Source organism: Paenibacillus sp. M2 (genome assembly GCF_046713495.1).
Taxonomy (GTDB): Bacteria; Bacillota; Bacilli; order Paenibacillales; family Paenibacillaceae; genus Paenibacillus; species Paenibacillus amylolyticus_B.
The window spans coordinates 3,945,089-3,972,026 of the sequence record NZ_CP169648.1 but is presented as its reverse complement, the minus strand read 5'-3'; the positions used below and the strand labels follow the sequence as shown (position 1 = coordinate 3,972,026).

General features: G+C 47.1%; 24 protein-coding genes. 20 read left to right on the top strand and 4 right to left on the bottom strand.

From position 1 onward, the window contains the following. Window positions 1-16 precede the first annotated feature (16 nt). The 9 genes from ACETMN_RS17790 (at window position 17) to ACETMN_RS17750 (ending at window position 11,119) form a co-directional block, all read left to right on the top strand. Window positions 17-2,065 (top strand): hydantoinase/oxoprolinase family protein, encoded by a 2,049-nt coding sequence (locus ACETMN_RS17790; protein ID WP_411734847.1) that lies wholly within the window; start codon window positions 17-19, stop codon window positions 2,063-2,065. Beyond that, window positions 2,062-4,035: a hydantoinase B/oxoprolinase family protein gene (locus ACETMN_RS17785; protein WP_091019482.1), complete on the top strand. Its 1,974-nt coding sequence runs from the start codon at window positions 2,062-2,064 to the stop codon at window positions 4,033-4,035. Before ACETMN_RS17790 ends, ACETMN_RS17785 begins: the two co-directional genes overlap by 4 nt. Window positions 4,036-4,111: 76 nt before the next feature. Next, the gene (locus ACETMN_RS17780; protein ID WP_091019480.1) at window positions 4,112-5,248 is read left to right on the top strand and encodes a PotD/PotF family extracellular solute-binding protein; all 1,137 of its coding nucleotides are present in this window, start codon (window positions 4,112-4,114) and stop codon (window positions 5,246-5,248) included. Between the two features lie 72 nt (window positions 5,249-5,320). Next, a complete protein-coding gene (locus tag ACETMN_RS17775; RefSeq protein WP_091019478.1) occupies window positions 5,321-6,451 on the top strand; it encodes an ABC transporter ATP-binding protein in 1,131 nt (376 codons plus the stop codon). After that, complete coding sequence (locus ACETMN_RS17770) at window positions 6,448-7,365, top strand: ABC transporter permease (protein ID WP_091019477.1); 918 nt, start codon at window positions 6,448-6,450, stop codon at window positions 7,363-7,365. The genes ACETMN_RS17775 and ACETMN_RS17770 overlap by 4 nt, the downstream gene beginning before the upstream one ends. Beyond that, complete coding sequence (locus tag ACETMN_RS17765; protein WP_105599046.1) at window positions 7,358-8,203, top strand: ABC transporter permease; 846 nt, start codon at window positions 7,358-7,360, stop codon at window positions 8,201-8,203. The genes ACETMN_RS17770 and ACETMN_RS17765 overlap by 8 nt, the downstream gene beginning before the upstream one ends. Further along, window positions 8,196-9,413, top strand: coding sequence for a M24 family metallopeptidase (locus ACETMN_RS17760; protein ID WP_411734846.1), 1,218 nt, complete (start codon window positions 8,196-8,198; stop codon window positions 9,411-9,413). Before ACETMN_RS17765 ends, ACETMN_RS17760 begins: the two co-directional genes overlap by 8 nt. An 82-nt stretch (window positions 9,414-9,495) precedes the next feature. Continuing rightward, window positions 9,496-10,683 carry an MFS transporter gene (locus ACETMN_RS17755; protein WP_091019472.1) on the top strand — a complete coding sequence of 396 codons (1,188 nt, stop codon included), beginning with the start codon at window positions 9,496-9,498 and terminating at the stop codon, window positions 10,681-10,683. 85 nt (window positions 10,684-10,768) lie between these two features. After that, window positions 10,769-11,119, top strand: coding sequence for a hypothetical protein (locus tag ACETMN_RS17750; protein WP_036613800.1), 351 nt, complete (start codon window positions 10,769-10,771; stop codon window positions 11,117-11,119). Between the two features lie 280 nt (window positions 11,120-11,399). Here the strand turns inward: ACETMN_RS17750 and ACETMN_RS17745 are convergent, their stop codons facing one another. Beyond that, entirely contained in the window at window positions 11,400-12,026 is a 627-nt protein-coding gene (locus tag ACETMN_RS17745) for an FMN-dependent NADH-azoreductase (protein WP_091019470.1), read from the bottom strand. A gap of 236 nt (window positions 12,027-12,262) precedes the next feature. Between ACETMN_RS17745 and ACETMN_RS17740 the strand changes: the two genes are divergently transcribed. The 6 genes from ACETMN_RS17740 to ACETMN_RS17715 all read left to right on the top strand — a co-directional run bounded on the left by ACETMN_RS17740 (window position 12,263) and on the right by ACETMN_RS17715 (window position 19,209). Further along, window positions 12,263-13,201 carry a sugar-binding transcriptional regulator gene (locus ACETMN_RS17740; RefSeq protein ID WP_062836066.1) on the top strand — a complete coding sequence of 313 codons (939 nt, stop codon included), beginning with the start codon at window positions 12,263-12,265 and terminating at the stop codon, window positions 13,199-13,201. Between the two features lie 226 nt (window positions 13,202-13,427). Then, window positions 13,428-14,078, top strand: a complete 651-nt coding sequence (gene deoC, locus ACETMN_RS17735) for a deoxyribose-phosphate aldolase (RefSeq protein WP_076250397.1) — start codon at window positions 13,428-13,430, stop codon at window positions 14,076-14,078. A gap of 228 nt (window positions 14,079-14,306) precedes the next feature. Further along, a complete protein-coding gene (locus tag ACETMN_RS17730) occupies window positions 14,307-15,494 on the top strand; it encodes a NupC/NupG family nucleoside CNT transporter (protein ID WP_192131191.1) in 1,188 nt (395 codons plus the stop codon). A gap of 31 nt (window positions 15,495-15,525) precedes the next feature. Then, window positions 15,526-16,704, top strand: coding sequence for a phosphopentomutase (gene deoB, locus ACETMN_RS17725; RefSeq protein WP_411734845.1), 1,179 nt, complete (start codon window positions 15,526-15,528; stop codon window positions 16,702-16,704). 95 nt (window positions 16,705-16,799) lie between these two features. Continuing rightward, window positions 16,800-17,507 (top strand): purine-nucleoside phosphorylase, encoded by a 708-nt coding sequence (deoD, locus tag ACETMN_RS17720; RefSeq protein WP_091019465.1) that lies wholly within the window; start codon window positions 16,800-16,802, stop codon window positions 17,505-17,507. 400 nt (window positions 17,508-17,907) lie between these two features. Beyond that, window positions 17,908-19,209, top strand: coding sequence for a pyrimidine-nucleoside phosphorylase (locus tag ACETMN_RS17715; RefSeq protein WP_036613808.1), 1,302 nt, complete (start codon window positions 17,908-17,910; stop codon window positions 19,207-19,209). Window positions 19,210-19,327: 118 nt separating this feature from the next. Here the strand turns inward: ACETMN_RS17715 and ACETMN_RS17710 are convergent, their stop codons facing one another. Both ACETMN_RS17710 and ACETMN_RS17705 read right to left on the bottom strand, forming a co-directional pair. Next, window positions 19,328-20,296, bottom strand: a complete 969-nt coding sequence (locus ACETMN_RS17710) for a TIGR03943 family putative permease subunit (RefSeq protein WP_411734844.1) — start codon at window positions 20,294-20,296, stop codon at window positions 19,328-19,330. 103 nt (window positions 20,297-20,399) lie between these two features. Further along, window positions 20,400-21,422 (bottom strand): permease, encoded by a 1,023-nt coding sequence (locus tag ACETMN_RS17705; RefSeq protein WP_091019461.1) that lies wholly within the window; start codon window positions 21,420-21,422, stop codon window positions 20,400-20,402. Window positions 21,423-21,645: 223 nt separating this feature from the next. On the opposite strand from ACETMN_RS17705, the gene ACETMN_RS17700 reads away from it, so the two are divergent. Further along, complete coding sequence (locus tag ACETMN_RS17700; RefSeq protein ID WP_411734843.1) at window positions 21,646-22,845, top strand: GTP-binding protein; 1,200 nt, start codon at window positions 21,646-21,648, stop codon at window positions 22,843-22,845. 69 nt (window positions 22,846-22,914) lie between these two features. On the opposite strand, the gene ACETMN_RS17695 is transcribed toward ACETMN_RS17700, so the two are convergent. Beyond that, entirely contained in the window at window positions 22,915-23,772 is an 858-nt protein-coding gene (locus tag ACETMN_RS17695) for a stalk domain-containing protein (RefSeq protein ID WP_091019458.1), read from the bottom strand. Window positions 23,773-23,941: 169 nt separating this feature from the next. On the opposite strand from ACETMN_RS17695, the gene rpmG reads away from it, so the two are divergent. The 4 genes from rpmG to ACETMN_RS17675 are packed head-to-tail and all read left to right on the top strand — an operon-like array spanning window position 23,942 to window position 26,784. Then, a complete protein-coding gene (rpmG, locus tag ACETMN_RS17690) occupies window positions 23,942-24,091 on the top strand; it encodes a 50S ribosomal protein L33 (RefSeq protein ID WP_036613813.1) in 150 nt (49 codons plus the stop codon). Between the two features lie 50 nt (window positions 24,092-24,141). Next, complete coding sequence (locus ACETMN_RS17685) at window positions 24,142-24,849, top strand: metal ABC transporter ATP-binding protein (RefSeq protein ID WP_091019457.1); 708 nt, start codon at window positions 24,142-24,144, stop codon at window positions 24,847-24,849. After that, window positions 24,795-25,688 carry a metal ABC transporter permease gene (locus ACETMN_RS17680; RefSeq protein WP_091019455.1) on the top strand — a complete coding sequence of 298 codons (894 nt, stop codon included), beginning with the start codon at window positions 24,795-24,797 and terminating at the stop codon, window positions 25,686-25,688. The genes ACETMN_RS17685 and ACETMN_RS17680 overlap by 55 nt, the downstream gene beginning before the upstream one ends. Next, window positions 25,675-26,784, top strand: a complete 1,110-nt coding sequence (locus ACETMN_RS17675; protein WP_091019453.1) for a metal ABC transporter solute-binding protein, Zn/Mn family — start codon at window positions 25,675-25,677, stop codon at window positions 26,782-26,784. Before ACETMN_RS17680 ends, ACETMN_RS17675 begins: the two co-directional genes overlap by 14 nt. Window positions 26,785-26,938 lie beyond the last annotated feature (154 nt).

Below are 26,938 nucleotides of genomic sequence, written 5' to 3'. Positions count from 1 at the left end.
TAAAGGAGTTGAGGTTGTGGACACACTCTATCGTTTAGGTATAGATATCGGAGGTACTTTCACGGATGCACTGGTGATGGACCATCAGAACAGGGTGATTGCGGCGCTGAAGACGCCATCGATTGCAGCAGCTCCAGAACAGGCGATTTTCAACGTACTTGATCAACTCAAGGCGAATGGCGTGAACATTCGTGAGATTGATCTATTTGTGCATGGAACAACACTTGGCGTCAACACGTTAATCGAACGAAATGGTGCCGTTACAGGCCTGTTGGTCACTAAAGGATTCCGCGATATTCTTGAAATCCGGCGGTTGCGACTTGAGGATACAACCAATCTGTACGGTGACAAGACAGATCCTTTAGTACCGAGACATCGCGTTAAGGAAGTTGATGAACGTGTGATTGCGAGTGGGAGGATACTCCAGCCACTGAATCAAGAACAGCTGTTGCAAGCGGTGCATGAGCTGGTGGAGGATGGCGTTACAGCTTTGGCCATCAGTTTTTTACATGCTTATGTGAATCCTGCTCATGAGCAGCTTGCGGAAGATCTGATCAGGGAACGTTATCCGCAACTGTTTCTCAGCCGAAGCAGCGCCATCTGGCCACAACAGCGTGAGTTCGAACGAACACTCGCAACGGCGATGAACGCTTATGTAGGTGAACGGATGGGGTCTTACTTCCTGCGTCTGCAAGAAGGGATTCAGGCATATGGCCTCAAAGCCAACTTGCTGTCCACCATGTCCAACGGTGGAATCATGACAGCTGCCAGAGCGGCTAATGAGCCGGTACGCACGCTTCTATCCGGGCCTGCTTCCGGCGTAATCGCCGCGACCCATATCGCTGAACGAGCTGGGATTCATCAGGTCATCACATTTGACATGGGCGGGACAAGCGTTGATGTTGCTCTCATTGACAAAGAACCAACCTATTCATCCGAGAACAAGGTTGGTGATTTTCCTGTCATTATTCCTGCTGTTGATGTAACGGCTATAGGAGCAGGTGGTGGTTCAATTGCCTGGCTTGATTCCGTAGGCGTACTCAAGGTTGGACCACGTAGCGCAGGAGCCAACCCGGGTCCGGCCTGCTATCAGCGCGGGGGAGAAGAGCCGACAACCACAGATGCCTATCTACAGCTCGGTATCTTGCATGCTGATCGTTTCCTTGGTGGACAAATGCGTCTGTATCCCGAACTTGCAGAGCGTGCTCTATCCAATCTGGGAGAGAAGCTTGGACTGAATGCTGAACATACCGCACAAGCCATTCTCGATGTGGCAACCGCCAATATGTATGCCCAGTTTTCTCCCCTAATGGCTCGCAAGGGTGTTGATCCCCGCGATTTTACGTTGCTCGCATATGGTGGAGCTGGCCCGATGCATGCTTTTCTGATGGCACGTGAGGTAGGCATTGGCAGAGTGCTGATCCCGCCATCTCCGGGAACGCTGTGTGCCATGGGCTGCACGGTTGCCAATCTTCGCAATGATTTCGTTTATACGTTACATAAAAGCACCCAGACTTTGGTGTCTGGCGAATTAGGTTCTCTTTTCGCTGAACTGGAAAACCAGGGACGTAGCTGGGTCGATGAGGAAGCGCGAGGGGGTGTCAAGCTGGACAATATCTATTGCCTATACAGTACGGATATGCGCTATGAAGGACAAGCATTTGATCTTGAGGTCACGCTGACATTGGAAGAAATTGAAGACCCTAAAAAGGCAGGAATGAAATTCCATTCATCTTACCAAAACGTGTTTGGCATTAGTCAGCCAGAGGCAGAGGTTATGTTTGTAAGTCTCCGAGCGACCATTGTTGGTGTTTTGCCTACTCATAACACGGTAGTTCCAGTAAATTTGCCATTCGATGAGAGTGAGGCGGAAGAACGGATCATTACCTTTGACCATGTACAGCAGACAGCTAAGGTACTTAAAAGGAGACAGATTCCAATGGTGGATGCTCCCATTCCCGGGCCTATTATTGTGGAGGAATATGATACAACGATCTTTATCCCGCCTGGATTTAAGGTATACCAGGATGCCCACGGGAACGTGATTGGGGAGGTGGAAGCATGATCGGTGACAAGGTCTTTCTTGAGATTTTTAACAACCGGATTCAAGCCGCCGTGGAAGAAATGGCGAATGTCGTTCTGCGCACAGGATTCACCGCTTTTGTCAAAGAAACGGGCGATTTTGGAACCTACCTCTTATCTCCATCCGGAGAAACGTTCGGCTCGCCGCTGGAGACAGGCTACAATCTGTCCCTGGGCATTCCTGCTGCTGCGACCATTAACAGTATAGAAGACTGGAAGGAAGGGGATCTCGTCATATGTAATGATCCTTATTCCACCAAAGGCATGGTCACACACCTTCCAGACATTCATCTCATCAAGCCTTATTTTCACGAAGGGCGAATTATTGCATATGGCATGTGCTTTGTTCATTCTTCTGACGTGGGTGGCAAGGTACCGGGGAGTGTATCTCCCAGCGCCTACGATATTCATATGGAAGGCATTCGGATTGCACCAGTCAAGCTATATGAAGCTGGTGTTCTGAACGAGCAGATCCTGCGCATGTTTCTGGACAACAGCCGAATTCCGGAACAAAATCTTGGTGATCTCAAAGCGCTTATGGCTGCCTTAAATCGGGGAGAGCAGCGGCTTCAGGAACTTATTGCACGTTATGGCGTGGAAAAAATTCAGCAGGGTATCGAACATTTGTTGAAGTACGCCGAGCTGAAGGCCCGTGCCATCGTGCAGGATATTCCGGATGGTTCCTATGACTTCTGGGACTACCTGGAGAAGGGGCCCGGAGGATATCCCATCCGGTTGCGATGCAAAATGACGATCGCGGGCAGTGACATTCATCTGGACTTTAGCGGCACCGATCCTCAGGTCAGGGCTTCATTCAATATTCCTACCCACAATCAACAGGGACATTACATGCTGGTACCCGCACTCATTCGTTATTTCCGTACACTCGATCCGAACATTCCGTGGAATTCGGGCATGATTCGCATGGTGCGAAATAACGCACCGCCTGCTTCTGTACTCAACCCTGAGCCGATGGCAGCTGTTGGGGCACGTGCCGCGACCTTTATTCGGCTGATGGACGTAATCACGGGAGCCCTGGGCAAAGCTCAGGGCAATATGGTCCCCGCGGCAGGAGCTGGACAAGCCTGCATTGTCATGATGGCGATGACAGATGCATCCGATGGCAAGAAAAAGGTGGGCGTAATTCAGCCGATCTGCGGAGGTTCGGGAGCTAGGCCGATGAAAGACGGGATTGACGGCATGGATTTTGCGGTCGGTCATCTACGGAATATTCCTGCGGAAACGGTTGAATCCGAGATGCCTGTGTTAATCGAGCATTATGGTCTTCGTTCCGACTCGGCAGGTGCAGGAACCTTCCGGGGTGGAAGCGGGATTGACCTGTGTGTCAGAATTCTAACACCGGATACTGTGATGACGGCCAGAAACATGGAGCGTATGGAGTTTCAGCCGTGGGGCAGGCTCGGTGGCGGCGTAGGTTCACATGGAGAAGCGATTTTAAATGCTGGGCGTGCAAGTGAGCATCATCTGGGAAGAATTGATGAGCTGTTACTTCAGCCTGGAGAAACGGTTACGTTCCTTTCACAAGGCGGAGGCGGATATGGCGATCCGTATGAACGTGATTCTCGTCTGGTTCTGGAAGATGTAAGAAGAGGGCTGGTATCCACGGATAAAGCTCTTGAGTTATACGGTGTTGTGATTGACGGCCTGGAGCTAAACGAGAGCGATACCGAACAAATGCGAGCCAAGCGAGCACGTCAGCAAGAGGAGTTCGCCTATGGCAAGGCGCGGGAACAATTTGAAGACATATGGAGCGATGAGATGCAGGTAACGCTGAATCAGGCATTGCTGAATGCTCCGCTTGCACTGAGAGACTACCTGAAACGTCAGACCATGGGCATTGTAGAGGAGAAACGTAAGGAATCCCTAACTGTAGATCCACGGGAGATCTCAGACATTATGGAAGGGATACGCCAGCAAATAGGGTTGAATTGATCAAGTGTATGGAGGATATCTAGTTCCGTCTTATCGATAAAACCATAAAACCAACTACATGGATGGGGGAAATTGCATGTTTAAATCAAACAAAAAACGCTTTCTCAGCCTCGCCTCACTGACACTGGCCGGTACATTGGTGCTTTCCGCTTGTGGTGGAGCCGGTAACTCAAGTAATACTGCCGGAGAGAGTGATTCTTCAGGAGTAGTCGCAGACAAAGTTAAGCTGACGATGTTTATCTGGGCCGGTTCCAATCAGGATGTTGTTCCTAAAGAAGTGGTTGCCGAGTATGTGAAAGAACATCCCAACGTTGAAGTCACTTTTGAGGAGTCCTCCAATTCGGTAATGTATCCAAAGATGGTGGCAGGCAAGCAGGCTAATGCCAACAATCCGGTCGTCAACTTCGGTTATTTCAATGCAGATGCGACGGCTAAAGGTTTGAACGATGACATGTGGGAGCCATTAGATACAAGCATCGTAACCAATATCAAGGATATCCCGGAGTCCTTCCACAAGCCAGACAATAAAGGTGTGGTCTGGGGCGTTTCGAGCTTCGCCCTGGTATATAACAAAGACCTGGTAAAAACGCCGCCTACCAGCTGGAACGATCTATGGGATAACGAGGAGTTCAAAGGAAAAACTGCGCTCTGGGACTACATGTTCTATTCCTATATCTCCCCGCTTATTGCTACCAAAGGTCAAGAAATTGGCGCATCCTATGAAAATCCCGAGCCAGCCTTCCAGTTCTGGGCAGATCGCAGTGACCAGATTGGGACATTGGTTTCATCCAATGATCAGCTGAAAGCACTGCTGGAGTCAGGTGATGCACTCATTGCCCCATTCAGTGCACAGGTTGCACAGACATGGATTGATGGAGGTTCTCCACTTGCCGTAGCATATCCAAGCGAAGGTGCCATCTCCTTCCCGTACACACTACAGGTCGTGAAGGGCTCAACACCGGATCAGGCACGTGTTGCAAACGAAATCATTAACGAATTGTTGAGCGCAGAGGCGCTGTCACAATACGCAGAAGCGACGGGTACGCCAGTAACCAGTACGACAGCTGCAGTTCCAGACAAGTACAAGGATGATCCTTCATTCTCCGTTGAAACGCAAAGTAACGGCATTAATCCAGACTGGGATGTGCTCGCACAGAACAGTTCTTCCTGGAAGGAACTATGGGATCGACTCGTGAAAATAAAGCTTCAATAAAAGGATTGTTGCCAGGCACAAAACGATTCCGGGTTCTGTTCTGAAACCGGAATCGATGGGAGGGAATCAGAGATGAGCAGCGGACAAGAGACCATATCCATTGAAACAAGGGAAGTCACGAAGAGTTATGGTGAGCGAGCGGCCGTTGATCAAGTAACATTCCAAGTGAAAAAGGGAGAATTCGTTTCCTTGCTTGGTCCGAGTGGCTGTGGCAAAACCACATTGCTTCGAATGCTTGGCGGACTTGAGCAACCGGATCAGGGCAACATTATGCTGGGAGGTCGGGATGTTACCGGCATTCCGGCTTATGGACGTAATAGCAATATGATTTTTCAGCAGCTTGCGTTGTTCCCTCATATGGATGTATTCAACAACATTGCCTATGGACTAAAGGTGAAGAAGCTACCAAAAGCCGATATCCAACGGCAGGTAGGTGAAATACTTGATCTGGTCCAACTCGGAGACTATGGCAGGCGTGCTGTATCCGAGCTGTCCGGGGGGCAGGCCCAACGCGTCGCCATTGCTCGCGCACTGATCAACAGGCCCGAAGTGCTGCTGCTTGATGAACCTCTCTCGGCGTTGGACATGCAGCTGCGTCTAGATATGCAGCGTGAACTGAAACGCATCCAGCGTGAGTTCGGCGGAACGTTTATCTTTGTAACGCATGATCAGAGCGAAGCCATGAACATGTCTGACCGAATTGGCGTCATGCGCGCCGGAAAGCTGCTACAATACGCAACCCCTGATGAAATCTATGAAAGACCGGCCGATAGTTTCGTAGCCAAGTTCATTGGAGACACCAACCTCTTTGAGACGAAAGTGTTAGGAGATGATATCAATGGAATTCGGGTAGAATGTTTTGGCAATTCATTGCTGGTGAAAGTCAGTGATGGCAATGCCGTACCAAAAGTGGGAGCACGACATTCCTTATCGATCCGCAATGAGTATATTCGACTTGGAGAAGATGCAACTCATTGCCTAAACAAGCTGGATGGACACGTGATTGAAGCGGTCTATGGCGGAGCAAATATTCGATACAGTGTGCAGATTGCTGAAGGTTTTCTAGTTCAGGCCAGTGTGCTGCATCAGCGGGGAGCTTCACGTTATAGTCCAGGTGAGCCAATACTAATTGGCTTTTACCCAGAGGACGCACTCTTGTTGTCCGAACCCATTGATGACCGTGTACAGGGGGCAAGAATATGAACCGGATCGCGGAACAGATCGTGAATCTGTATTCCTTTGGAAACCGCACATGGGTAACCCGGTTGCTGCTTCTGTTGCCAGCGCTTGCTCTGATGGGCATCGTTTATCTGGGCGGATTGCTGATCTTTGGCAGATATAGCTTTGATATGTATGAGAATGGAAAGCTTATTCGGGGCTGGGATTTAGGCGCTTATCGTGCTTTTCTGTCCGACCCTTATTACTGGAAGCTGATTGGGACAACGTTTCGCATTGCCTTCAAGGTTACGCTATGGAGTCTTCTGCTTGCATATCCGCTGGCCTATTGCATAGCCGGTCTAAAGAAGCCTGGCATGAAGCAAATGTTGCTGCTGCTCACGTTCCTACCGCTACTGGTCAGTGCGGTTGTACGTTCTTATGGATGGCAGCTGTTGCTGTCCAAACAGGGTTTCATGAACTGGCTGTTCATCCGTCTAGGGCTAACCGAGGAAGGATTCAGCATGATATATAACGAGACAGGTGTTGTCGTGGCCCTTGTCCATATTTTCCTGCCATTTATGGTCTTCCCGATTCTGAATGTGTTGTCCCAAAGTGACGCTTCTCTAAAGGCAGCTGCTCAGGATCTGGGGGCGGGCAGCTGGAGAACATTCCTGACCATTACCCTGCCTTTATCGGCAAGAGGTATAGCAAGCGGGGTACAGATTGTGTTCACGTTATGCCTCACCGCGTTCACCACACCTCAACTGATCGGTGGGGGAAGAGTCATGACACTTCCGGTGTTTATATACCAGCGAACCTTGGACACGAACTGGCCGATGGCTGCGGTTGCTAGCCTGTTCTTACTTGTGTCTTCCATTGTTGTCTCGTTACTTGTGAATAAAGGAGCAGAAATGTTGATGTTCCGTCGTTCCCGTAAGGGAGGTCAGGCATATGGTTAAGTCGAACAGGGGCACCAAGCTGATGCTCTATATCTTTGTGGGTGCCGTAGCGATTTATTTGCTGTTGCCACTGCTGATGATTATGTTGACATCTGTAGGCTCAGGTTCAGCCAGCAAATTTCCGCCAGAAGGTCTCACCTTGAAATGGTACGCCAATTTGAGTGAGCAGACCCAGTTTCTCGATGCATTCAAGAACAGTCTCATTGCTTCGACAGGGGCGGTTCTGCTGGCTTTGATTACAGGTACACTTTCAGCGCTAGCAATCGTGCAATACCCTTTCCCGGGCTCGGGTATCTTAAGGGCATTTTTTGTGTCTCCGATGGTTATGCCAAAGATTACACTGGGTATCGCCTACCTGATTTTATTCTCAAAAATGCATATTGCCGGCGGACTGTTTGCGCTTATTTTGGGTGAAGCGGTCATTGTGCTTCCATTTGTGCTCACTATTGTGGGCAGTGCGTTAGCTAATCTGCACCCGGCTCATCGTGAAGCTGCCGCGGACCTTGGCGCAGGGCCGATGCGCATTTTTTTCACAATTACGCTGCCACAGCTCCGACTATCCCTGCTTCTGTCAGGGTCAATCGCTTTTGTCTTCACTTTCGATCAGGTTGAGGCTGCACTGCTGTTGCTCCGTCAGGATAGCTACACGTTGCCAATACAGCTATTCCTGTATATGGAGAAATGGCAGGACCCAACAATTGCTGTTGTGTCTGTCGTTCTGATCGCGTTTGCGCTGGCTCTGTTTATGACGATTAAACTAGTGCTGCGCTCTGTACCAGGACTTGAAAGTTTGTTTGGTCGCAGGAAAACAAAAGGAGGTCTGGATCAAAATGAATAATTCACAGCATCTATCCCATAGCTCAGGTCTGAATCGGGATCGGGCGGAAGAAGTGATGAAAGCGCAGGGACTAAGTGCCCTGATCGCAACTACTCCGGAGAACATACACTATGTCATCGGGTCCCAACTGCGTGCAAGCAACTGGACCATGCAGATTTATGCGGTTCTGCCTGCCGACAGATCTGCTAAGCCGTGTATCATCATTCCAACGAATCGGTTGGGCGTTGTAGCCCAGTTTGGTATCACGGGGGTGGATATATTTGCCTATAGTGATTTCTTCGTAGAAGGTTCGATCGAAGGCAAACCTTCCACTGACGACATTGATCTCTTTCATTCTCTCCTGCAGACGACGGTTATTCATCCAGGTCCTGTTGAAGCACTCAAATCTGCATTAAATCAGCTTGAGATCGAAGATCAGCCGATTGGAATCGATGAGATGCGGATTGCTCCCGATATTCTGACGAGAATCAAGGAGGAGGCTCCTGACAGACCGGTAATTCCCGCATATAAGTTGTTCCGAGAAATCCGTCTGGTCAAGACACCTTTTGAAATCGAGCAACTGCGTCAGGCTGCCCAATTAAATGAACGGATTGAGCAGGAACTCATTGACCTGATTGCCGCAGGTGTTCATGAGAAGCAACTTGCCGATCATTATCGTCTGGCTGTGATGCAAGCAGGTGGAACTCCGGCAATGACAGCGGTAGGGGCAGGGCCACGCAGTGCGTTGCCACTCATTGAAAATTATTTTCATACGATTGAGGTTGGAGATCAGGTCCGTTTCGACCTCTGCCTGCAGCTGGAAGGATACTGGGGAGATACGGGCCGCACGGTTGTTGCAGGGGAGCCTACCGCCTGGATGAAAAAGCATTTTTATGCAGTCAAAAGTGGATGGGAGACGGCACTTGAAACCGTGCGCCCTGGCGTCAAGGCGTCGGAAGTATTCCATGCGGCAGTATCTCGCGTACAGCGTGAAGGGATTCCACATTACCGACGTCAGCATGTCGGACATGCTATCGGGTTGGAACTGTACGACGATATAACCCTCTCCCCGGTTGACCAGCGGATACTGGAGCCCGGTATGGTGTTATGTGTTGAGGTACCATATTACGAGCTAGGTGCTGGTGGATTCCAAATCGAGGATACAATAGTCGTAACGCCAGATGGTTATGAGTTTCTGACCCATATGGAGCGGAAACTGTTCACCAAATAACGATAAATGGGAGGCTTCACTGACCGGCGATCAGGCCACAGTCGATCCAAGAAGCTTTCTTACTGAGAAAGTTGGAACATCCATGATTCAGCAGGGAACGAAGACGTTTCGTAACATTAGCCTTGCACTGTTCGCTGGAGGTTTTGTCACTTTTGCTTTGCTCTACAGCCTCCAGCCCCTGATGCCTGAGATTAGCGACGCATTCTCCATTACGCCGGCACACGCCAGTCTTACGTTATCGGTTACAACGATCGCCATGGCACTGACGATGCTGTTCATCGGGTCCTTGTCTGATTCTGTGGGCAGACGCTTTATTATGACAACGGCACTGGTGATATCTTCTGTTATTGCTTTGCTGAGCGCATTCAGCCCGGGTTATACGGAGCTTCTTCTGCTTCGTATTCTCCAGGGTGTGGCACTCGCGGGGTTGCCAGCGATAGCCATGACATATCTGTCAGAAGAAATTGAGCCTAGAAGTCTTGGTTATGCTATGGGCCTATATATCAGCGGCAATTCAATAGGTGGCATGGCCGGCCGTTTCATCAGCGGTGTGGTGACAGATTGGTTCAGTTGGCGCGCTGCTGTGGGTTTCATTGGTATTCTTGGACTGTGTGCAGCCGTTATTTTTTGGTTTGTCATCCCGCCATCCCGTCATTTTGTCAAAGCTGCACCTGGATTCAAAAATCCAATACCTCTTTTGTGGTCACAATGTGGCAATCCAAGGCTGTTATGCCTGTATGGACTCGGTTTTCTCCTGATGGGGGGATTCGTGACCCTGTTCAACTATATCGGTTTTGAATTAACGGGTGAACCCTATCATCTTAGCCAGTCTATCGTTGGAAGTCTTTTTGTGGTATATCTGATGGGCACGGTAAGCAGCACCTGGATGGGCCGACTGGCAGATCGTTACGGCAGATCACATGTGCTTGGAATCGCGCTGGGAATTATTCTGGCGGGTGCAGTCTGTACCGTTCATCCAGCGCTTTGGGTCAAGATTATCGGACTCGCTCTGTTTGCCTTTGGTTTCTTTGGTGGCCATTCGATCGCAAGCAGTTGGGTTGGACTCGTGGCCAATCAGCACAAATCCCAGGCCAATGCGTTGTATTTGTTTTTCTACTATCTTGGTTCAAGCGTAAGTGGAACAGGAGGCGGACTGCTTTACAGTCATCTTGGATGGATAGGCATTGTGGGTTTGATTGGTGTGTATGTTTTGATCGGTTTTGTCTTGTGTAATTTGCTTGTTCACAGGTTGAAGGGACAGGTTACATAAAGCAACTTTTTCCGACAGCTATTGCATATCCTGAAATACCGAGTATAATACTTGGTAAACAGACGAAAAGGGGATGCAATAAACGATGAAAACACATGCTGAATTGAACTCACTTCTTGTTGACGATTATCTGGATCTCCTGAACATTGCGAAACAGCTGGGTGATGACGAATGGAAAGATGCTATTCTGCAAGCATTGAAGGAAGAAGTCGATGCCAATCATCATCTGGATTCCAAAGAGGTAAGACAGGATTTATGGATTCAATTTGAAGGCATTAATGAACAAATGCATGATCTGTTAATGCAACTGAAGCATGCCGACAGTCCTGAGGAGAAAGAGCAGATTATTGAAATGATCTGGGGATTGAAAGTAGACCGTCATGCGATCACACGTAAACTTGAAACCATGAGCCGTGCCAGCGCTGGACATCAATAAGCTCTAGGTTGATTATACATTGAAAACCCGCGTGTTTTCCTGGGAATATCTCCGGGACGCACGCGGGTTTTGTTTATGTTTTGATTGTTTTACTACACTTTAAGTGAGTGTTCAAAAAGGTCGGTTTTCAGTACCGAGAAGATGGGATGAAGCTAGAAATGGAGTAGCGGAGCGTAGGGTGCTACGTGAGCAACGGACATTTCGGGTGAATCCAATATTCGATGCTGATGATGCCCTAGGCATAATTCGTAATCAAAAGCGGACTTTTTGAACTACCTTTTTAAAACTGTTTTGCAACAGTGCGTGCTTGCTCTATAGCTTGTTGCTTAATCTCATCTGCACGATCTTTATACTGATTATGCCCCTCTACAAAAATGCCATCAAGCTTCGGCACACCGAGGAATGACATGATAATGCTTAAGTAACGATGACCGGATTCCATCTGAGCCGCTGGGCCTTCGGAATAAATACCACCTCGAGCCTGAATATGCAACGCTTTTTTGTCAGACAACAGTCCAACAGGACCTTGTTCGGTATAACGAAATGTTTTGCCAGCTACGCAGATCGAGTCCACATAAGCCTTCAGAATAGGAGGGAACGAGAAGTTCCACATCGGTGTTACAAAAACATATTTATCTGCTGCGGCAAATTGATCCGACAGTTCATTCAAACGACTTACTTTGGTCTGCTCTTCAGCAGTCAGATCACTGCCCGATTGCAGTTTGCCCCAACCACTAAAGACATCCGCATCGATATGCGGAATATCCGAACGATACAGATCGAGGTGAACAACCTCATCAGAAGGGTGACTTTCACGATACGCATCAATAAACGCTTTGCCTGTAGCCATGCTGAAGGAGGTTTCGTGATCATGAGGATGGGCAGTAATATACAATAAGGTAGACATGTTGTTCTTCCTCTCTGTGCGATTAATGGGGTGAAGCGATCTTGGCAATGATGAAGCGACCGCAGTAGTATGCATCGTTTCCCCTGTTTTATACGTCAGAAAGGGATATGAATGGATTGATCATGATACTAAATTGGATGCTATATAGTGACCAGATACTCAATCCATGTATAATATACAGGACGAGTATTTATTTTCCAAAGACAATAGGATGAGTGAGATGAGCGCACATGGGAATGGACCTGGAGAAGCAACGATTAAGCATTGAAGCAGCGAAATTGTATTATCAGTCCGATTATAGCCAGCAGGATATTGCCGCAAGGTTGGGTGTGTCGCGTCCAACCGTATCAAGGTTACTTCAGTACGCCAAAGATCGTGGATATGTCCGGATTGAAATTATGGACCCGCTGGAGGATATCGACATCATTGCCGGAGAACTTAAGTCAAAATATGATCTGGATACGGCACTTGTGTGTTTTGCCCCGTTGAAGAGTGATGAGGAAATACAGAAGCATATCAGCAAACGAGCAGCGGATTATCTTCAAGAGACGGTTCAGGATGCAGATATTATCGGGGTGACTTGGGGAACAACCATGCATGCTGTAGCACGCCAACTTCGTCCCAAGCAGGTCAAGGGTGTCGAAGTCGTGCAATTGAAGGGGGGCGTAAGCCACTCCCATGTCAATACGTATGCCGCTGAGATTGTTCATTTGTTCGCTGAGGCATTCCATACGGTACCAAGGTATCTGCCGCTGCCTGTTATTTTCGACAACATTGAAGTGAAAAACATGGTGGAAGCGGATCGGCATATAGGTAGAATCGTGGAACTTGGCAGACAGGCCAACATTGCTTTGTTTACTGTGGGTACTGTGAAAGAAGATGCATTATTGTTCAGGCTCGGTTACTTCAATGAAGAAGAGCAACAATTGCTGATGAACTCCGGTGCAGGTGACATTTGTTCACGCTTTTTCGACGCGGAAGGTCAGTTGATTAGTGAAGAGATTAACAGCAGAACCGTTGGAATTGATCTAGCCGAGTTGAGAAATAAGGAAAAATCAATTCTTGTTGCCGGGGGACAACGCAAAATTGAAGCCATTCACGCCGCGCTCAAAGGTCATTACGCCAATATTCTGGTCACGGACCAGTACACAGCGCAGGCATTACTTCGATTTTAATTTCAAATTTAATTTCAATTGGATATGGTTGACAACATCTGCCACACAAAAGGGGCGGATGTTTTGCTTTTTTAGGAAGAAAATATAACGAAGAAAGAAATACAAGTGTAACTGTGAACAAAAGTTCAAGTTGATTTTTACATATGTTCATGTTAGTGTAAGGGTATAGAAAATAACTAGTTCAGATAAGGGAGAGATTCAATTGACTACACCACAATTAGCTAAAATGATCGACCATACGTTGCTTCGTGCGGACGCAACGCAAAGTGAAATGGCCAAGTTAACCGAAGAAGCAAAGCAATATCAGTTTGCTTCCGTATGTGTTAACCCAGGCTGGGTTGCTTATGCTGCTGAGCAGTTGCAGGGTTCTGGCGTAGATATCTGCACCGTCATTGGTTTCCCTCTGGGAGCATCTACATCGGAGACAAAAGCTTTCGAAACGAAAGATGCGATTGCTAAAGGTGCAACTGAAGTCGATATGGTCATCAACATCAGTGCTTTGAAAGATGGCAAAGATGATTTCGTTGAACAAGATATTCGTGCTGTTGTTGAAGCGGCTGCGGGTAAAGCTTTGGTGAAAGTTATTATTGAAACTTGTCTGTTGACGGATGAAGAGAAAGTACGTGCTTGTCAGGCAGCTGTGCGAGCTGGAGCTGATTTTGTTAAAACTTCTACAGGTTTCTCCACAGGTGGAGCAACGCCAGAAGATATCGCTTTGATGCGTCGTACTGTAGGTCCTGATGTTGGCGTTAAAGCTTCCGGTGGCGTACGTAGTCTGGAAGATATGCAAAAAATGATCGAAGCGGGTGCGACTCGTATCGGTGCAAGCTCTGGCGTGAAGATTATGCAGGGCGAACAGTCTTCATCGTCTTATTAAGCAAAAGATCTTATCAAGAAAAAGCTTAATAAATAAAAGTAATATTATATTCTCTGTACTTGGGCGTTCGACTCAGGTACAGGGAATACAAATTACACTTAATTCTAATTAACGGAACTTATTGTAAGCGCTTCATAAGTTTTCTGAAAGATTACTGATAAGAATGCTTAAGAGCCCTTTGAGCTGAATTTCCACATCCGGCTTAACTACCTTCAAAGGAGAGATCAAATGAAATTTCTAATTGCCATTATCGGCTTACTCGTTGTTTTTGGACTGGCTTATATCGCAAGCAACGGCAAAAAACAGATACGTTACCGGCCACTGGCTATCATGATTGTTTTACAAGTTATACTAGCTTATGCTCTGTTGAATACAGGAGTGGGTACTTTTTTAATTGGCGGTTTCGCGACCGTATTTAAAAGTTTACTCGACTATGCGAATGAAGGTATCGCATTTGTATTTGGGGGTTTAACTACCGTAGGTGCAGAGAGCGGGGGGGCGCCGTTTTTCCTCAGCGTATTGATGCCGATTGTTGTCATCTCGGCACTCATTGGGATATTGCAGTATATCCGAATCTTGCCTTTTGTTATAAAATATATTGGTCTGGTATTAAGCAAAATCAACGGAATGGGCAAACTGGAATCATATAACGCGGTTGCTTCGGCTGTATTGGGGCAATCTGAAGTGTTCATTTCTGTGAAAAAACAAATTGGGTTGTTGCCAAAACATCGGCTGTACACCTTGTGTGCCTCGGCGATGTCCACGGTCTCGATGTCCATTGTTGGTGCTTATATGACCATGATCGAGCCCAAATATGTGGTTACAGCTCTTGTACTGAACCTGTTTGGCGGTTTTATCATTGCTTCGATCGTTAACCCTTATCGGGTGACGGAAGAAGAAGATATATTGGAAGTGCAGGATGAAGAGAAACAATCGTTCTTCGAAATGCTCGGCGAGTACATCCTGGATGGATTCAAAGTTGCTATCATCGTAGCTGCGATGTTAATCGGTTTTGTTGCCTTGATTGCACTTGTTAACGGAGTTTTCAGCTCGGTGCTTGGCATTTCGTTCCAAGAGCTACTCGGTTATGTGTTTGCACCATTTGCCTTCATCATGGGTGTTCCATGGAAAGAAGCGATTCAGGCAGGAAGTATTATGGCAACCAAAATGGTATCCAACGAATTCGTCGCTATGCTTAATCTGAAGGAGACTGCAATGTCTGCCAGAACAACGGGTATCGTATCCGTCTTCCTCGTGTCGTTCGCCAACTTCTCCTCCATCGGTATCATTGCTGGTGCGGTGAAGGGACTCCATGAGAAGCAAGGTAATGTGGTCGCCCGCTTCGGTCTGAAGCTGCTTTACGGTGCATCGCTCGTCAGCGTGCTGTCAGCGATTATTACTGGACTGTTCTTGTAAGCTGGATTATTTGGAAGGAGTGCTTAAAGTTATGTCAACTTTTAAAAGAGTACATCTGATTGTTATGGATTCTGTAGGGATCGGCGAAGCGCCGGATGCAGCAGAATTTGATGATTTTGATGTAGATACCTTTGGTCACATTGCACGTGAACGCGGAGGTCTGAAAATGCCTCACATGGCCAGTCTCGGACTGTCCAACATCAAAGAAATAGAGGGTGTCCCTGTAGCGGATGCACCTAAAGCGTATTACACCAAGATGCAGGAAGCATCCAGAGGCAAAGACACCATGACAGGTCACTGGGAGCTGATGGGTCTTTACATTGATACACCTTTCCGTGTGTTCGAGAATGGTTTTCCCGATGAGTTGATTCAGCGTATTGAAGAGAAAACGGGCCGGAAGGTCATTGGTAACAAACCGGCCAGCGGCACGGAAATTCTGGATGAGCTGGGTGCGGAGCATGTTGAAACTGGCGCGCTCATCGTATATACATCCGCGGATTCGGTTCTGCAAATTGCAGCACATGAGGATGTTGTACCATTGAAGGAATTGTATGAAATCTGTGAGTTCTGTCGTGAAATTACACTTGAAGATCCGTACATGCTCGGCCGCATTATCGCACGTCCATTTGTCGGTGAAGCGGGTAACTGGAAACGTACTGCGAATCGTCATGACTATGCGCTCAAACCTTTTGGTCGTACAGTAATGAATGAATTGCAAGATAGCGGATTTGATGTGATTGCTTTGGGTAAAATCGCAGATATCTATGATGGCGAAGGTGTAACCAAGGCTGTTCGTACCGTTTCTAACATGGACGGCATGGACAAGTTGTCCCAAACGATGGATGAAGAGTTCACTGGACTCAGCTTCCTGAACCTGGTTGATTTTGATGCCCTGTACGGTCACCGTCGTGATCCGCAAGGTTATGCTCAGGCGCTTGAAGACTATGATGCAAGGCTGCCAGAGATTTTTGCCAAAATGACCAACGATGACCTGCTGCTGATTACAGCTGACCATGGTAACGATCCAACTTACCGTGGTACAGACCATACACGTGAATATGTACCGCTGCTTGCCTACTCTCCGCGCTTCAGCGAGGGCAAACAGCTTGATCTGCGCAGCACATTTGCTGACCTTGGCGCAACTGTAGCCGAGAACTTTGGAGTGAAAATGCCGGAATACGGCACCAGCTTCCTTAAAGATTTGAAATAGGTTTTAAAACTGGATAGGGGATGTCGGAGTAGTTGAGGCTGCTCCGGTTCCTGCCATCATAATAGACTAAATATATAACTGGAGGAGATTCATTCATGAGTACACATATTGGAGCAAAACCCGGAGATATCGCAGAAACAATCCTATTGCCAGGAGATCCTCTGCGTGCGAAATATATTGCAGATACGTACCTTGAAGATGTTGTATGTTACAACGAGGTTCGTGGAATGCTCGGTTACACAGGTACATATCAAGGCCACCGGATTTCGGTGCAAGGTTCAGGGATGGGCATTCCGTCTTTTGCAATCTATGCTAACGAATTGATTAGCGAATATGGCGTGAAAAACCTGATTCGTGTAGGGACTTGTGGCGGTATGCAGGAGCATGTACGTGTACGTGACGTCATCCTTGCACAAGCAGCATGTACCGATTCCAGCATGAACAAACATGTATTTGGTGGATATGACTTCTCCCCAATCGCTACGTTTTCTCTGCTGAAAGAAGCATATGACCGTGCAACAGCTAAAGGCATGAAGATTCATGTCGGTAACGTGTTCAGTTCCGATTCTTTCTACCGCGATGATCGTTCCATCACTGAGAAATTGATGAAGCACGGCGTACTCGGTGTAGAGATGGAAACAACAGCATTGTACACTATCGCTGCCAAATTTGGTGTTAACGCACTGACCATCCTGACGGTAAGTGACCACTTGCTGACAGGCGAAGAAACATCTGCCGAAGAGCGCCAAAAAACGTTCAACGACATGATGGTAGTGGCTCTGGACACAGCAATCACACTGTAATTGTTATTCATAATCAATTGATGTGGATCGAAACTTTTGTTTTAAGCACGGAGTGAAGGAACCGGAACCGATTCTGAAGAAGCGAAGCGTTCGCAGGAACGATCTGGAGCCGGAACGATGTTGCACAAAGTGTTTTTCTAAGATGACGACAAGATGTTGTTGCATTTTATATTCATCATCATTTGATTTTAATCGAAACTTTTGTTTTAAGCACGGAGTGAAGGACCCGGAATCGATTCTGAAGAAGCGAAGCGTTCGCCTTTGTCTCCGAGTTTTCTCCATTGTAAAATGGATCAAAAAAAACTTGGAGACAACAGCGATCGTAAGAACGATCCGGGGCCGGAACGGTCTAACTACAAAGTGTTCTATACAATCAATACACACACAAGGAGAGATCATCATGAGAATGGTAGACATTATTGCCAAGAAACGCGACGGAAAAGAACTGACAACAGCTGAGATTGATTTTGTTGTTCAAGGATACACACAAGGAGAAATCCCCGACTATCAAGTCAGCGCATGGGCGATGGCGGTATTCTTTAAAGATATGACAGACAAGGAACGTGCCGATCTTACTATGTCGATGGTGAACTCCGGTGAAACGATTGACCTGTCCGCTATCGAAGGTATCAAAGTAGACAAGCACTCCACAGGCGGTGTGGGCGATACAACAACACTGGTACTCGCTCCGCTTGTTGCTGCGCTGGATGTTCCTGTTGCCAAAATGTCCGGACGTGGACTTGGTCACACGGGTGGTACAACAGACAAGCTGGAATCCGTTGCTGGTTTCCACGTAGAGCTTGAAAAAGAAGAGTTCATTCGACTCGTCAACGAACATAAGGTTGCGGTTATCGGACAAAGTGGTAACCTTACGCCTGCAGACAAAAAGCTCTATGCACTGCGTGATGTAACAGCTACCGTTAACTCCATTCCACTGATCGCCAGCTCCATCATGAGTAAGAAAATTGCAGCAGGTGCTGATGCAATCGTATTGGATGTTAAAACGGGTGCTGGTGCATTCATGAAAACAACGGAAGATGCTAAAGAATTGGCACATGCCATGGTAAGCATCGGTAACAATGTTGGCCGTAAAACGATGGCTGTTATCTCCGATATGTCCCAACCACTGGGTCTGGCGATTGGTAACGCGCTTGAAGTGAAAGAAGCCATCCTCACACTGCAAGGTAAAGGACCAAAAGATTTGGAAGAACTATGTCTGGCACTTGGACGTCAGATGGTATTCCTTGCGGGCAAGGCAGATTCCTTGGAGCATGCTGAGGAGAAATTGAAAGAAGTGATCCAGAACGGTAAAGCACTGGAGAAATTCAAAGATTTCTTGGCAAACCAAGGCGGAGACGCTTCGGTTGTGGATCATCCAGATCGTTTGCCACAAGCACAATATCTGGTTGAAGTCCCAGCAGACAAAGACGGCTACGTTGCCGGAATCGTCGCTGACGAGATCGGAACTGCAGCAATGCTGCTCGGCGCAGGCCGTGCAACAAAAGAGTCTGAGATCGATCTCGCGGTTGGTCTGATGCTGAACAAAAAAGTCGGAGACCCAGTCAAAGCGGGTGAGTCCCTCGTAACGATCCATGCCAATCGTGAAGACGTAGCAGATGTCATCGCGAAGATCAAAGAAAACATTACAATTGCAGATCATGCCGATGCTCCTGTATTGGTTCATGATATCGTAACGGAATAATCAGAGCAGACGAGATTTAATCTCATGTCTGACTGAACATGAAAGCCCCAAAGCGATGTAATCCATAGCTTTGGGGCTTTTTGTCGTTGAAAAGTATGCTGTTAGTTATTGCGAGCAACTACTGGCTCTTTATTTTCTCATACGCCATCACCGAATCTGCACTTGTGTAAATGTAAGGCGTGGATGGCTCGGCTACAGGTGTCACCTTTGTGGCCCGAATCTCAATGGTATCTTTGCCATCTACTTGTGCGGAGCCGATTGTGCCATCGATTTGCACCCAGCTGTCTGTAGGGAAACTATCCGCTTCTGGGATATGAATCATCACGCCGAAGGGAGCTGCATCAGCTGGACAGCACATGACGAGAAATCGTCCCAGTGCAAAATGTGATTCATGATCCATGCTTTTATCTCGATAAACGAACCCGGTTAACGAGATATCTCTGCCTGCAAATTGTCGCTGGAACATGTCGATCGTACCGAGTGTTTCAGAGAAAATTTCAGGATAGACTCGAATGACCTGTTCTGCATACAACTTCTCAGCCAGTTCTGCGAATTCGCGGCTATACTCATCCGGCGGTACAAATTGCACATTGGTGGCCGATGTAGATGTAACAGCGGTTTGTTGCTGTTTTTGCTGTGCAAGATCTTGTACATTTAATTTTGCTGTTTCAGGTATAGGCTCTTTTCGACGAATCTCGGGAGGTGCATAGGTGAGAGACATCCCTTTCTGACTGGCCATAGAGCTGCCGAGAGCCCGATCAGGTAACAGAAACCCCAGCAACAAGGGTATGGCTATCAGACCATATACCATTGAGCTGCGTAGGAATCCGGAAGGTGGTGGATGTTCGCAGTCGCAATGAACTTCGTTACTACCGAACAGTCCATGCCATGCCATGATAACGGCAATAAACATTAAGGGAACAGGGCAGCATAATAGCAGTTTTTGCATGGTAGGAGCCAAATAATAATGAAGCGAGTCACTTGAATTCAAATGAATAATGTATACCGCAAGACCGCCGATCCAGACCGCACGGATTAGGTTATGCCATTGGATGACGTGTGACCTTGGAACAGGAGGTTTGGTCATCGTATAGATCGTGTGGTTCATAACATCACCTCATTTCTATTAATCGTCAGGATGAAAGTTCATGAGATTAATCATTTAGGTCATGAAGTATGTTGCTCAACCTTTAGACCAGCAGATTAATCAACCACGAGCCGGCGAAGACGAGCGTGATAATGGCTAGACTTAGACCAATAACAAACCGGGTACGGAAGGTCGAGAGCAGCATCAGGGTGCTTTTGAAATCCAGCATTGGACCAAGCACAAGGAAGGATACCAGCGGCCCAAGTGCAAACGTATGTGAGAACGCAGAAGCCACAAACGCATCAGACGTGGAGCAGAGAGACAATACATATGCAAATCCCATCATGAACACATAGGAGGCAATAGGGCCATTGCCAAGTGAGATGAGATCGCTGCGGCTAATGAATGTCTGGATGCAGGCTGTAATCAGGGCACCGATCACCAGATATTTGCTCATATCGACGAATTCATCTCCGGCATGAATGAAGAAGCTGCGCCAGTTTTTCACATGGTTGTGGTCATGAGCATGAGGTTGAGCCATTTTAAATCCAGGATGTGTCTTGACCTCTGTCACTGCGACTTTTGGCAACCGAAGGGGATTTCGACGAACAAACACATACACAAGCATGCCTATGGAAGCTGCTACGGCAAAGGCCAGTCCCATGCGGGCAATGGTAATCTCAGGATGGGAGGGAAAGGCGAGCAAGGTTGCGGTAAATACGATGGGATTGACTACGGGACCACTCAGAATGAACGTCACTGCAATATAGGCTGGCATGCCTTTGTGCATCAACCTTCTCACTACCGGGATCATGCCACATTCACAAATGGGAAAAATAATACCAAGCAACCCTGCGACCAGCACACCGCCGATCGGATTCTTGGGCGTGAGTTTGCGGACCATTTCTTCGGATACAAACCATTGCATGAGCGAGGACAATAACACACCCATGAGCAGAAATGGTGCGGCTTCAAGAAAGATACCTATGAATACGGTTTTCATATTTTGCAAAGCTTCACTGTTCCATGCTTCCTTCAAGTCTGGAGCCATTGTGATCAACACGGGAATAAGAAATGCACAAGGGACCAGGAAGGACAGGAGCTTCAGATTGGCTGCCATTTTCATGAAACAGACCTCCACAACTAGGACTTTGCTAAAATATATGCTTGTACGTGCGGCAACATACATCATTCCTAGGTTCTAATCAACATTTTTACGATTAATCAAGATTCTTCATCATATTAGAGTTGACAACCTAAAGAAAATTGCGGTATAGTTCGGATTGATCATCATTAATAGTAATAATTACGATTAAAGTTACAACTTAAACAGAGTGGAGGAAGCAGAAATGTCAGATCAGCAGGTTCAACAGCGGGTTCCAGTAACCGTACTTAGTGGATATTTGGGTGCAGGCAAAACTACACTTCTCAATCATGTGCTTCATAACCGCGAGGGGATGCGGGTTGCTGTTATCGTTAATGATCTCAGTGAGGTTAACATCGATGCAGGTTTAATACGAGATGGTGGAGGATTATCACGTATTGATGAGAGACTGGTAGAGATGTCCAATGGTTGCATTTGCTGCACCTTACGGGAGGATCTGCTGAAAGAAGTTGAGCGGCTGGCGCTTGATGGTTCTTTTGACTACATATTGATCGAATCGACGGGTATTGGTGAGCCGGTACCTGTTGCGCAGACGTTTACGTATATCGACGAGGAACTTGGCATTGATTTGACGAAATTCACCCGACTCGACACGATGGTTACGGTAGTCGATGCTGCTCAGTTCTGGCGTGACTTTTATTCCAAAGAGACATTGAAGGATCGTGGACAGCAAGCGGGGGAGGACGATGTTCGCGGAATCGTTCATCTGCTGACGGATCAGGTGGAATTCTGTGATGTGCTGATTCTGAACAAATGTGATTTGGTTTCGGAGAAAGAACTTTCGAAGCTTGAGAAGGCACTACATGCCATGCAACCGGAAGCCAAGCTCATTCGAACAACACATGGGCAGATTGATCCAAGAGAGATAATGAATACGGGACGTTTTGATTTTGAAAAAGCAAGCCAGTCCGCGGGTTGGATCCGCGAATTAATGAAAGAGGAACATACCCCGGAGACTGAAGAATATGGAATTCATTCATTTGTCTATCATCGTAAACGTCCATTCCACCCGGAACGATTGCTGCGTTGGATTGCGAAATGGCCAGATAATATCGTGCGATCCAAAGGCCTGATGTGGCTGGCAACAAGGAACCATATGGCGATCTCTTTCAGTCATGCAGGCACATCAAAGCAGCTTGCGCCCGCAGGAATATGGGTAGGTGCGATGAGTGAGGAGGAAAGGCAACTTCATTTTGGCGACACGCTGCCAAGCATACCAGACTGGGATGATGAGTGGAGTGACCGTGTAACCAAATTAGTATTTATCGGCATTGATATGGATCGGGTAGAGATTGAACGTACATTGGATGAGACTCTTCTTACGGAGGAGGAAATGGGGATGAACTGGCGTGAACTGAAAGATCCTTTTCCAGCGTGGAGTTGAAGTGAAAAGAAAAGATCTTCAAGTGCAATAATGCCCCTGAAGATCAATGATTATAATGTATTAAGGACTTTAGCTAAAGTACAAATCGCCAAGATAAAAATCACCGTTGCCACTTTTTTGCGGACTAAACACAAAGGTAAGGTACACTCCATAGGAACCTGTCCATCCTTGTGGATAATAAATGGCTTTGTAACTGTGTCTTGTTTTGGTTTTGTCATTCATTGCAATCACTTTAAAATCAGCTGATTTCACATTAATCAACTGATCAGCATATTTAGTCAGCGTTTTTTTATCATTTGCTGCAATGATACCTTTGACTGTAGTCTTAAATTTATCTTTCTGGGATTGCTTACCCAGATCAAAAATGTCGATCTCGGGATTTTCAATAACTTTAGCATCTATGTATTTATCAAATTCACTAGTGCTACCTGTTTTAAGTGCTTTACCATACATTTTGATCAATGTTAAAGATTCTTTTTGCAATTTGACTATCATCTGAGCGTCAGTTCCAGTCATCTTGATTGAGCCAGAAGTGCTTGAATTACTTGAACTACTTGGTTTACTTGAATCTTCAGAACCTTTGGTACCTGTACTGCTGTTATTACTACTCGAACTGCTTGACTTACCGCTACCTGAATTAGTGATACTTACAACTTTGTTGCTAACATTCAGAGATACGTTGGCTCCCAGCGCTTCTGCTGTGGTACTTACAGGCAGGTAAACATCACCGTCATATACCAGTGCATTCAGTTTGTCTCCGGTTTCATTCTTGGGTGTCCAAGACAAACCGTTTACTTTAAAGCTAATGTTGCTGTCGAGTGCTGCTTCAATATCTTGAATTCCGTTTGAAGCTGCTACACCGAGGGCACCGAAAGCCAAACTGCATGCTACCAATGACCCAATAAAAGTTGATTTTTTGATCTTCATCTAGTTCCTCCGTAGGTAAAGTATAATGATACCAAAGCAGTATATCATATGTAATTATAATGTGCATACAAAATTTTACTTTCGCAGATATGGAGTTGACAAAAGAAAAGGCATAGGCTACTATCTTTAAATAGTAATAATTACGATTAAATAAGAGGAGGCAACAACCATGAGAGTCATTGTAACCTTAGCTTGCACCGAGTGCGGGGACCGCAACTACACAACAACCAAGAACAAACGGAACCATCCGGAGAGACTTGAGATGAAGAAATACTCCCCACGTTTGAAGAAAATGACGATCCACCGGGAAACCAGATAAAATTTTTTTGTTGTTTTTAAATCGTAATATTTACGAAAAGAGGGATTGGCATGATTCTATCATCCATGCGTGATGTTGTATTTGGATATGGCAAAGAGCCGGTCATTGATCAACTGTCGCTGGATATCCATGTGGGAGAGTTCATAGGTATCACAGGTCCCAATGGTTCTGCCAAAACGACCCTGTTAAAGCTGCTGCTAGGGCTATTGAAGCCCTGGAGCGGCACGATACATATGAATCCGCAGTTGAAACGTGGGAACAACTCGAATATCGGTTATGTGCCCCAGCAGGTGGCATCGTTTAATAGTGGATTTCCCAGTACGGTGATTGAACTTGTTCGGTCAGGATGTTACACCAGGCTGGGACTATTCCGCAGATTCACAGTAGAGCAGGATGTCATAGTTGAACGCAGTTTGCGTGAAGTTGGCATGTGGGAGTATCGGAATACACGAGTCGGTGAGCTGTCTGGTGGACAGAAGCAACGGATCTGTATTGCAAGAGCTATGGCTGGGCAACCGCAGGTTCTGGTACTGGATGAGCCTACAACGGGAATGGACCGCCACAGTCGTGAAGGATTCTACAATCTGATGCGCCACTATGCCGATGTCCATGGGATAACGATTATTATGGTTACTCACGGACTGGAAGAGATGGGAGATCGATTGGATCGAACGATTACTTTGGAGCGGCAAGAAAGTGAGGAATGGCAGTGTTTGAATACGAATTCATGCAACGTGCCTTCTGGGCAGGTGGACTGATTGGAGTCATCGCTCCAATTCTCGGGGTTTATCTGATGCTCAGGCGGCAGGTCCTTATGGCAGACACGTTATCCCATGTCTCACTCGCAGGGGTTGCGCTCGGTTCGGTCATGAATCTTAACCCGGTGATCTGCGGATTCGCGATTGCAATTATCGGTGCATTACTGGTTGAACAACTGCGGCGAAGTTACCGAACCTACAGCGAGGTACCTGTGGCGATCATCATGACTTCGGGGCTGGCTCTTGCTGTGGTATTAATGAGTCTCAAAACCAATTTGTCCAAGACCTTCAGCTCATACTTATTTGGATCTATTGTCGCGGTTAGCGATATACAATTGTGGATGATGGCAGGAGTATGTGTCATAGGTTTACTTTTTTTCATCCTGCTCCGGAGACCGTTGTATAGCTTTACGTTTGATGAAGAGACAGCTTCCATTGGAGGCGTTCAGGTGAGAGGTTTATCGTTTGCCTTTGCCATTCTGACAGGAATGACTGTAGCTTCAGCCATGCCGATTGTCGGTGTGTTACTGGTGTCTGCTCTCATTGTATTGCCTGCTGCCTTGGCACTCCGAGTGTCTCGCAGTTTTACAGCAGCCATCATTGTAGCGGTAATTACAGGATTAATCGGTATTTTTAGCGGACTCACAACATCTTACCATCTAAATACACCACCGGGAGGAACAATTGCACTCATCCTGTTGGTCATCCTGTTGACTGGAATATCAGCGCAAAAGCTGATTGCACGATATAACCGCAAGCGTCACCGTAAACAAACGAAATCACAGCACGTCATTCTGGTCAACCATTCTAGGAGGAATACACCACATGAAATTCAGTAAAAAAGCTACGCTCGGATTGTTGTTTAGTCTTACACTTATCGTCGCAGGCTGCGGACAAAAATCCGCTTCTGATGCAAATACAGCTTCGACAGGCACTTCCGTTCCAGTCGAGACGGAAACCGCAAAATTAAACGTGCAGGTCAGCTTCTACCCGATGTACGAGTTCACCAAAAATGTGGCAGGTGATCTGGCAGAGGTGCATACCCTCGTTCCAGCAGGAATGGAGCCTCATGATTGGGAGCCCACACCACAAGATATTGCCAGCATTGAAAAAGCGGATGTGCTTGTATACAACGGTGCGGGTATGGAATCATGGATGGATCAGGTCACCGGAAGTTTAAGCAACGCTTCGCTCATTCAGGTGGAAGCAAGCAAAGGCATCAACCTGCTTGAAGGTGGAGAGCACGATCACCATCATGAAGATTCGGAGGCAACAGAACACGATCATGACCATGCGAATGGAGCGACTGCAGAGGAACACGACCACGATCATGCGGTTGAAGTCACTACGGAAGAACATGACCACGATCATGACGCCGAGGCAGAAGAAGGACATGGGCACGATCACGGTGGATTTGATCCTCACGTATGGCTGTCACCTGCATTGGCTGTAAAAGAAGTGCGCAATATTGAAGCAGGACTGGCGCAGGCTGCCCCGGAACATGCTGAACAGTTCAAGCAGAATGCAGATGCTTACATTGGTCAACTGGAGTCACTGGATCAGGACTTCAAGGCGGCTGTGACGGATAACAAACGTAAGGATTTCATCACACAACACGCTGCATTTGGCTACCTTGCCAAGGAATATGGATTGCAACAGGTGCCCATCGCAGGGTTGTCTCCTGAGCAAGAACCTTCAGCAGCGCAGATGGCATCTGTCATTGATTTTGCAAAAGAGCATCAGGTGAAGACCATTTTCTTCGAAACACTGGTTTCATCCAAAGTGTCTGAGACGATCGCGAGTGAAGTGGGAGCCAAAACGGCTGTATTGAACCCGATTGAGGGACTTACCGAGGAGGAGATAGCGGCGGGAATGGACTACATCAGCGTGATGAGACAAAATTTGGAGGCTCTGAAACTGGCGCTGAACGAATAATAAAAGATCGATTTGATGCCTCTCACCGAAAAAGGTACAATAATACAACATGCTGAGGAATGGATCGCCATTCCTTTGCCTTTTTGCAAAGCAGAGAGCACAGGGATGTGCTCTCTCTTTGTTGAATAAGGTGACCGGATCGAGGAGAACAGGA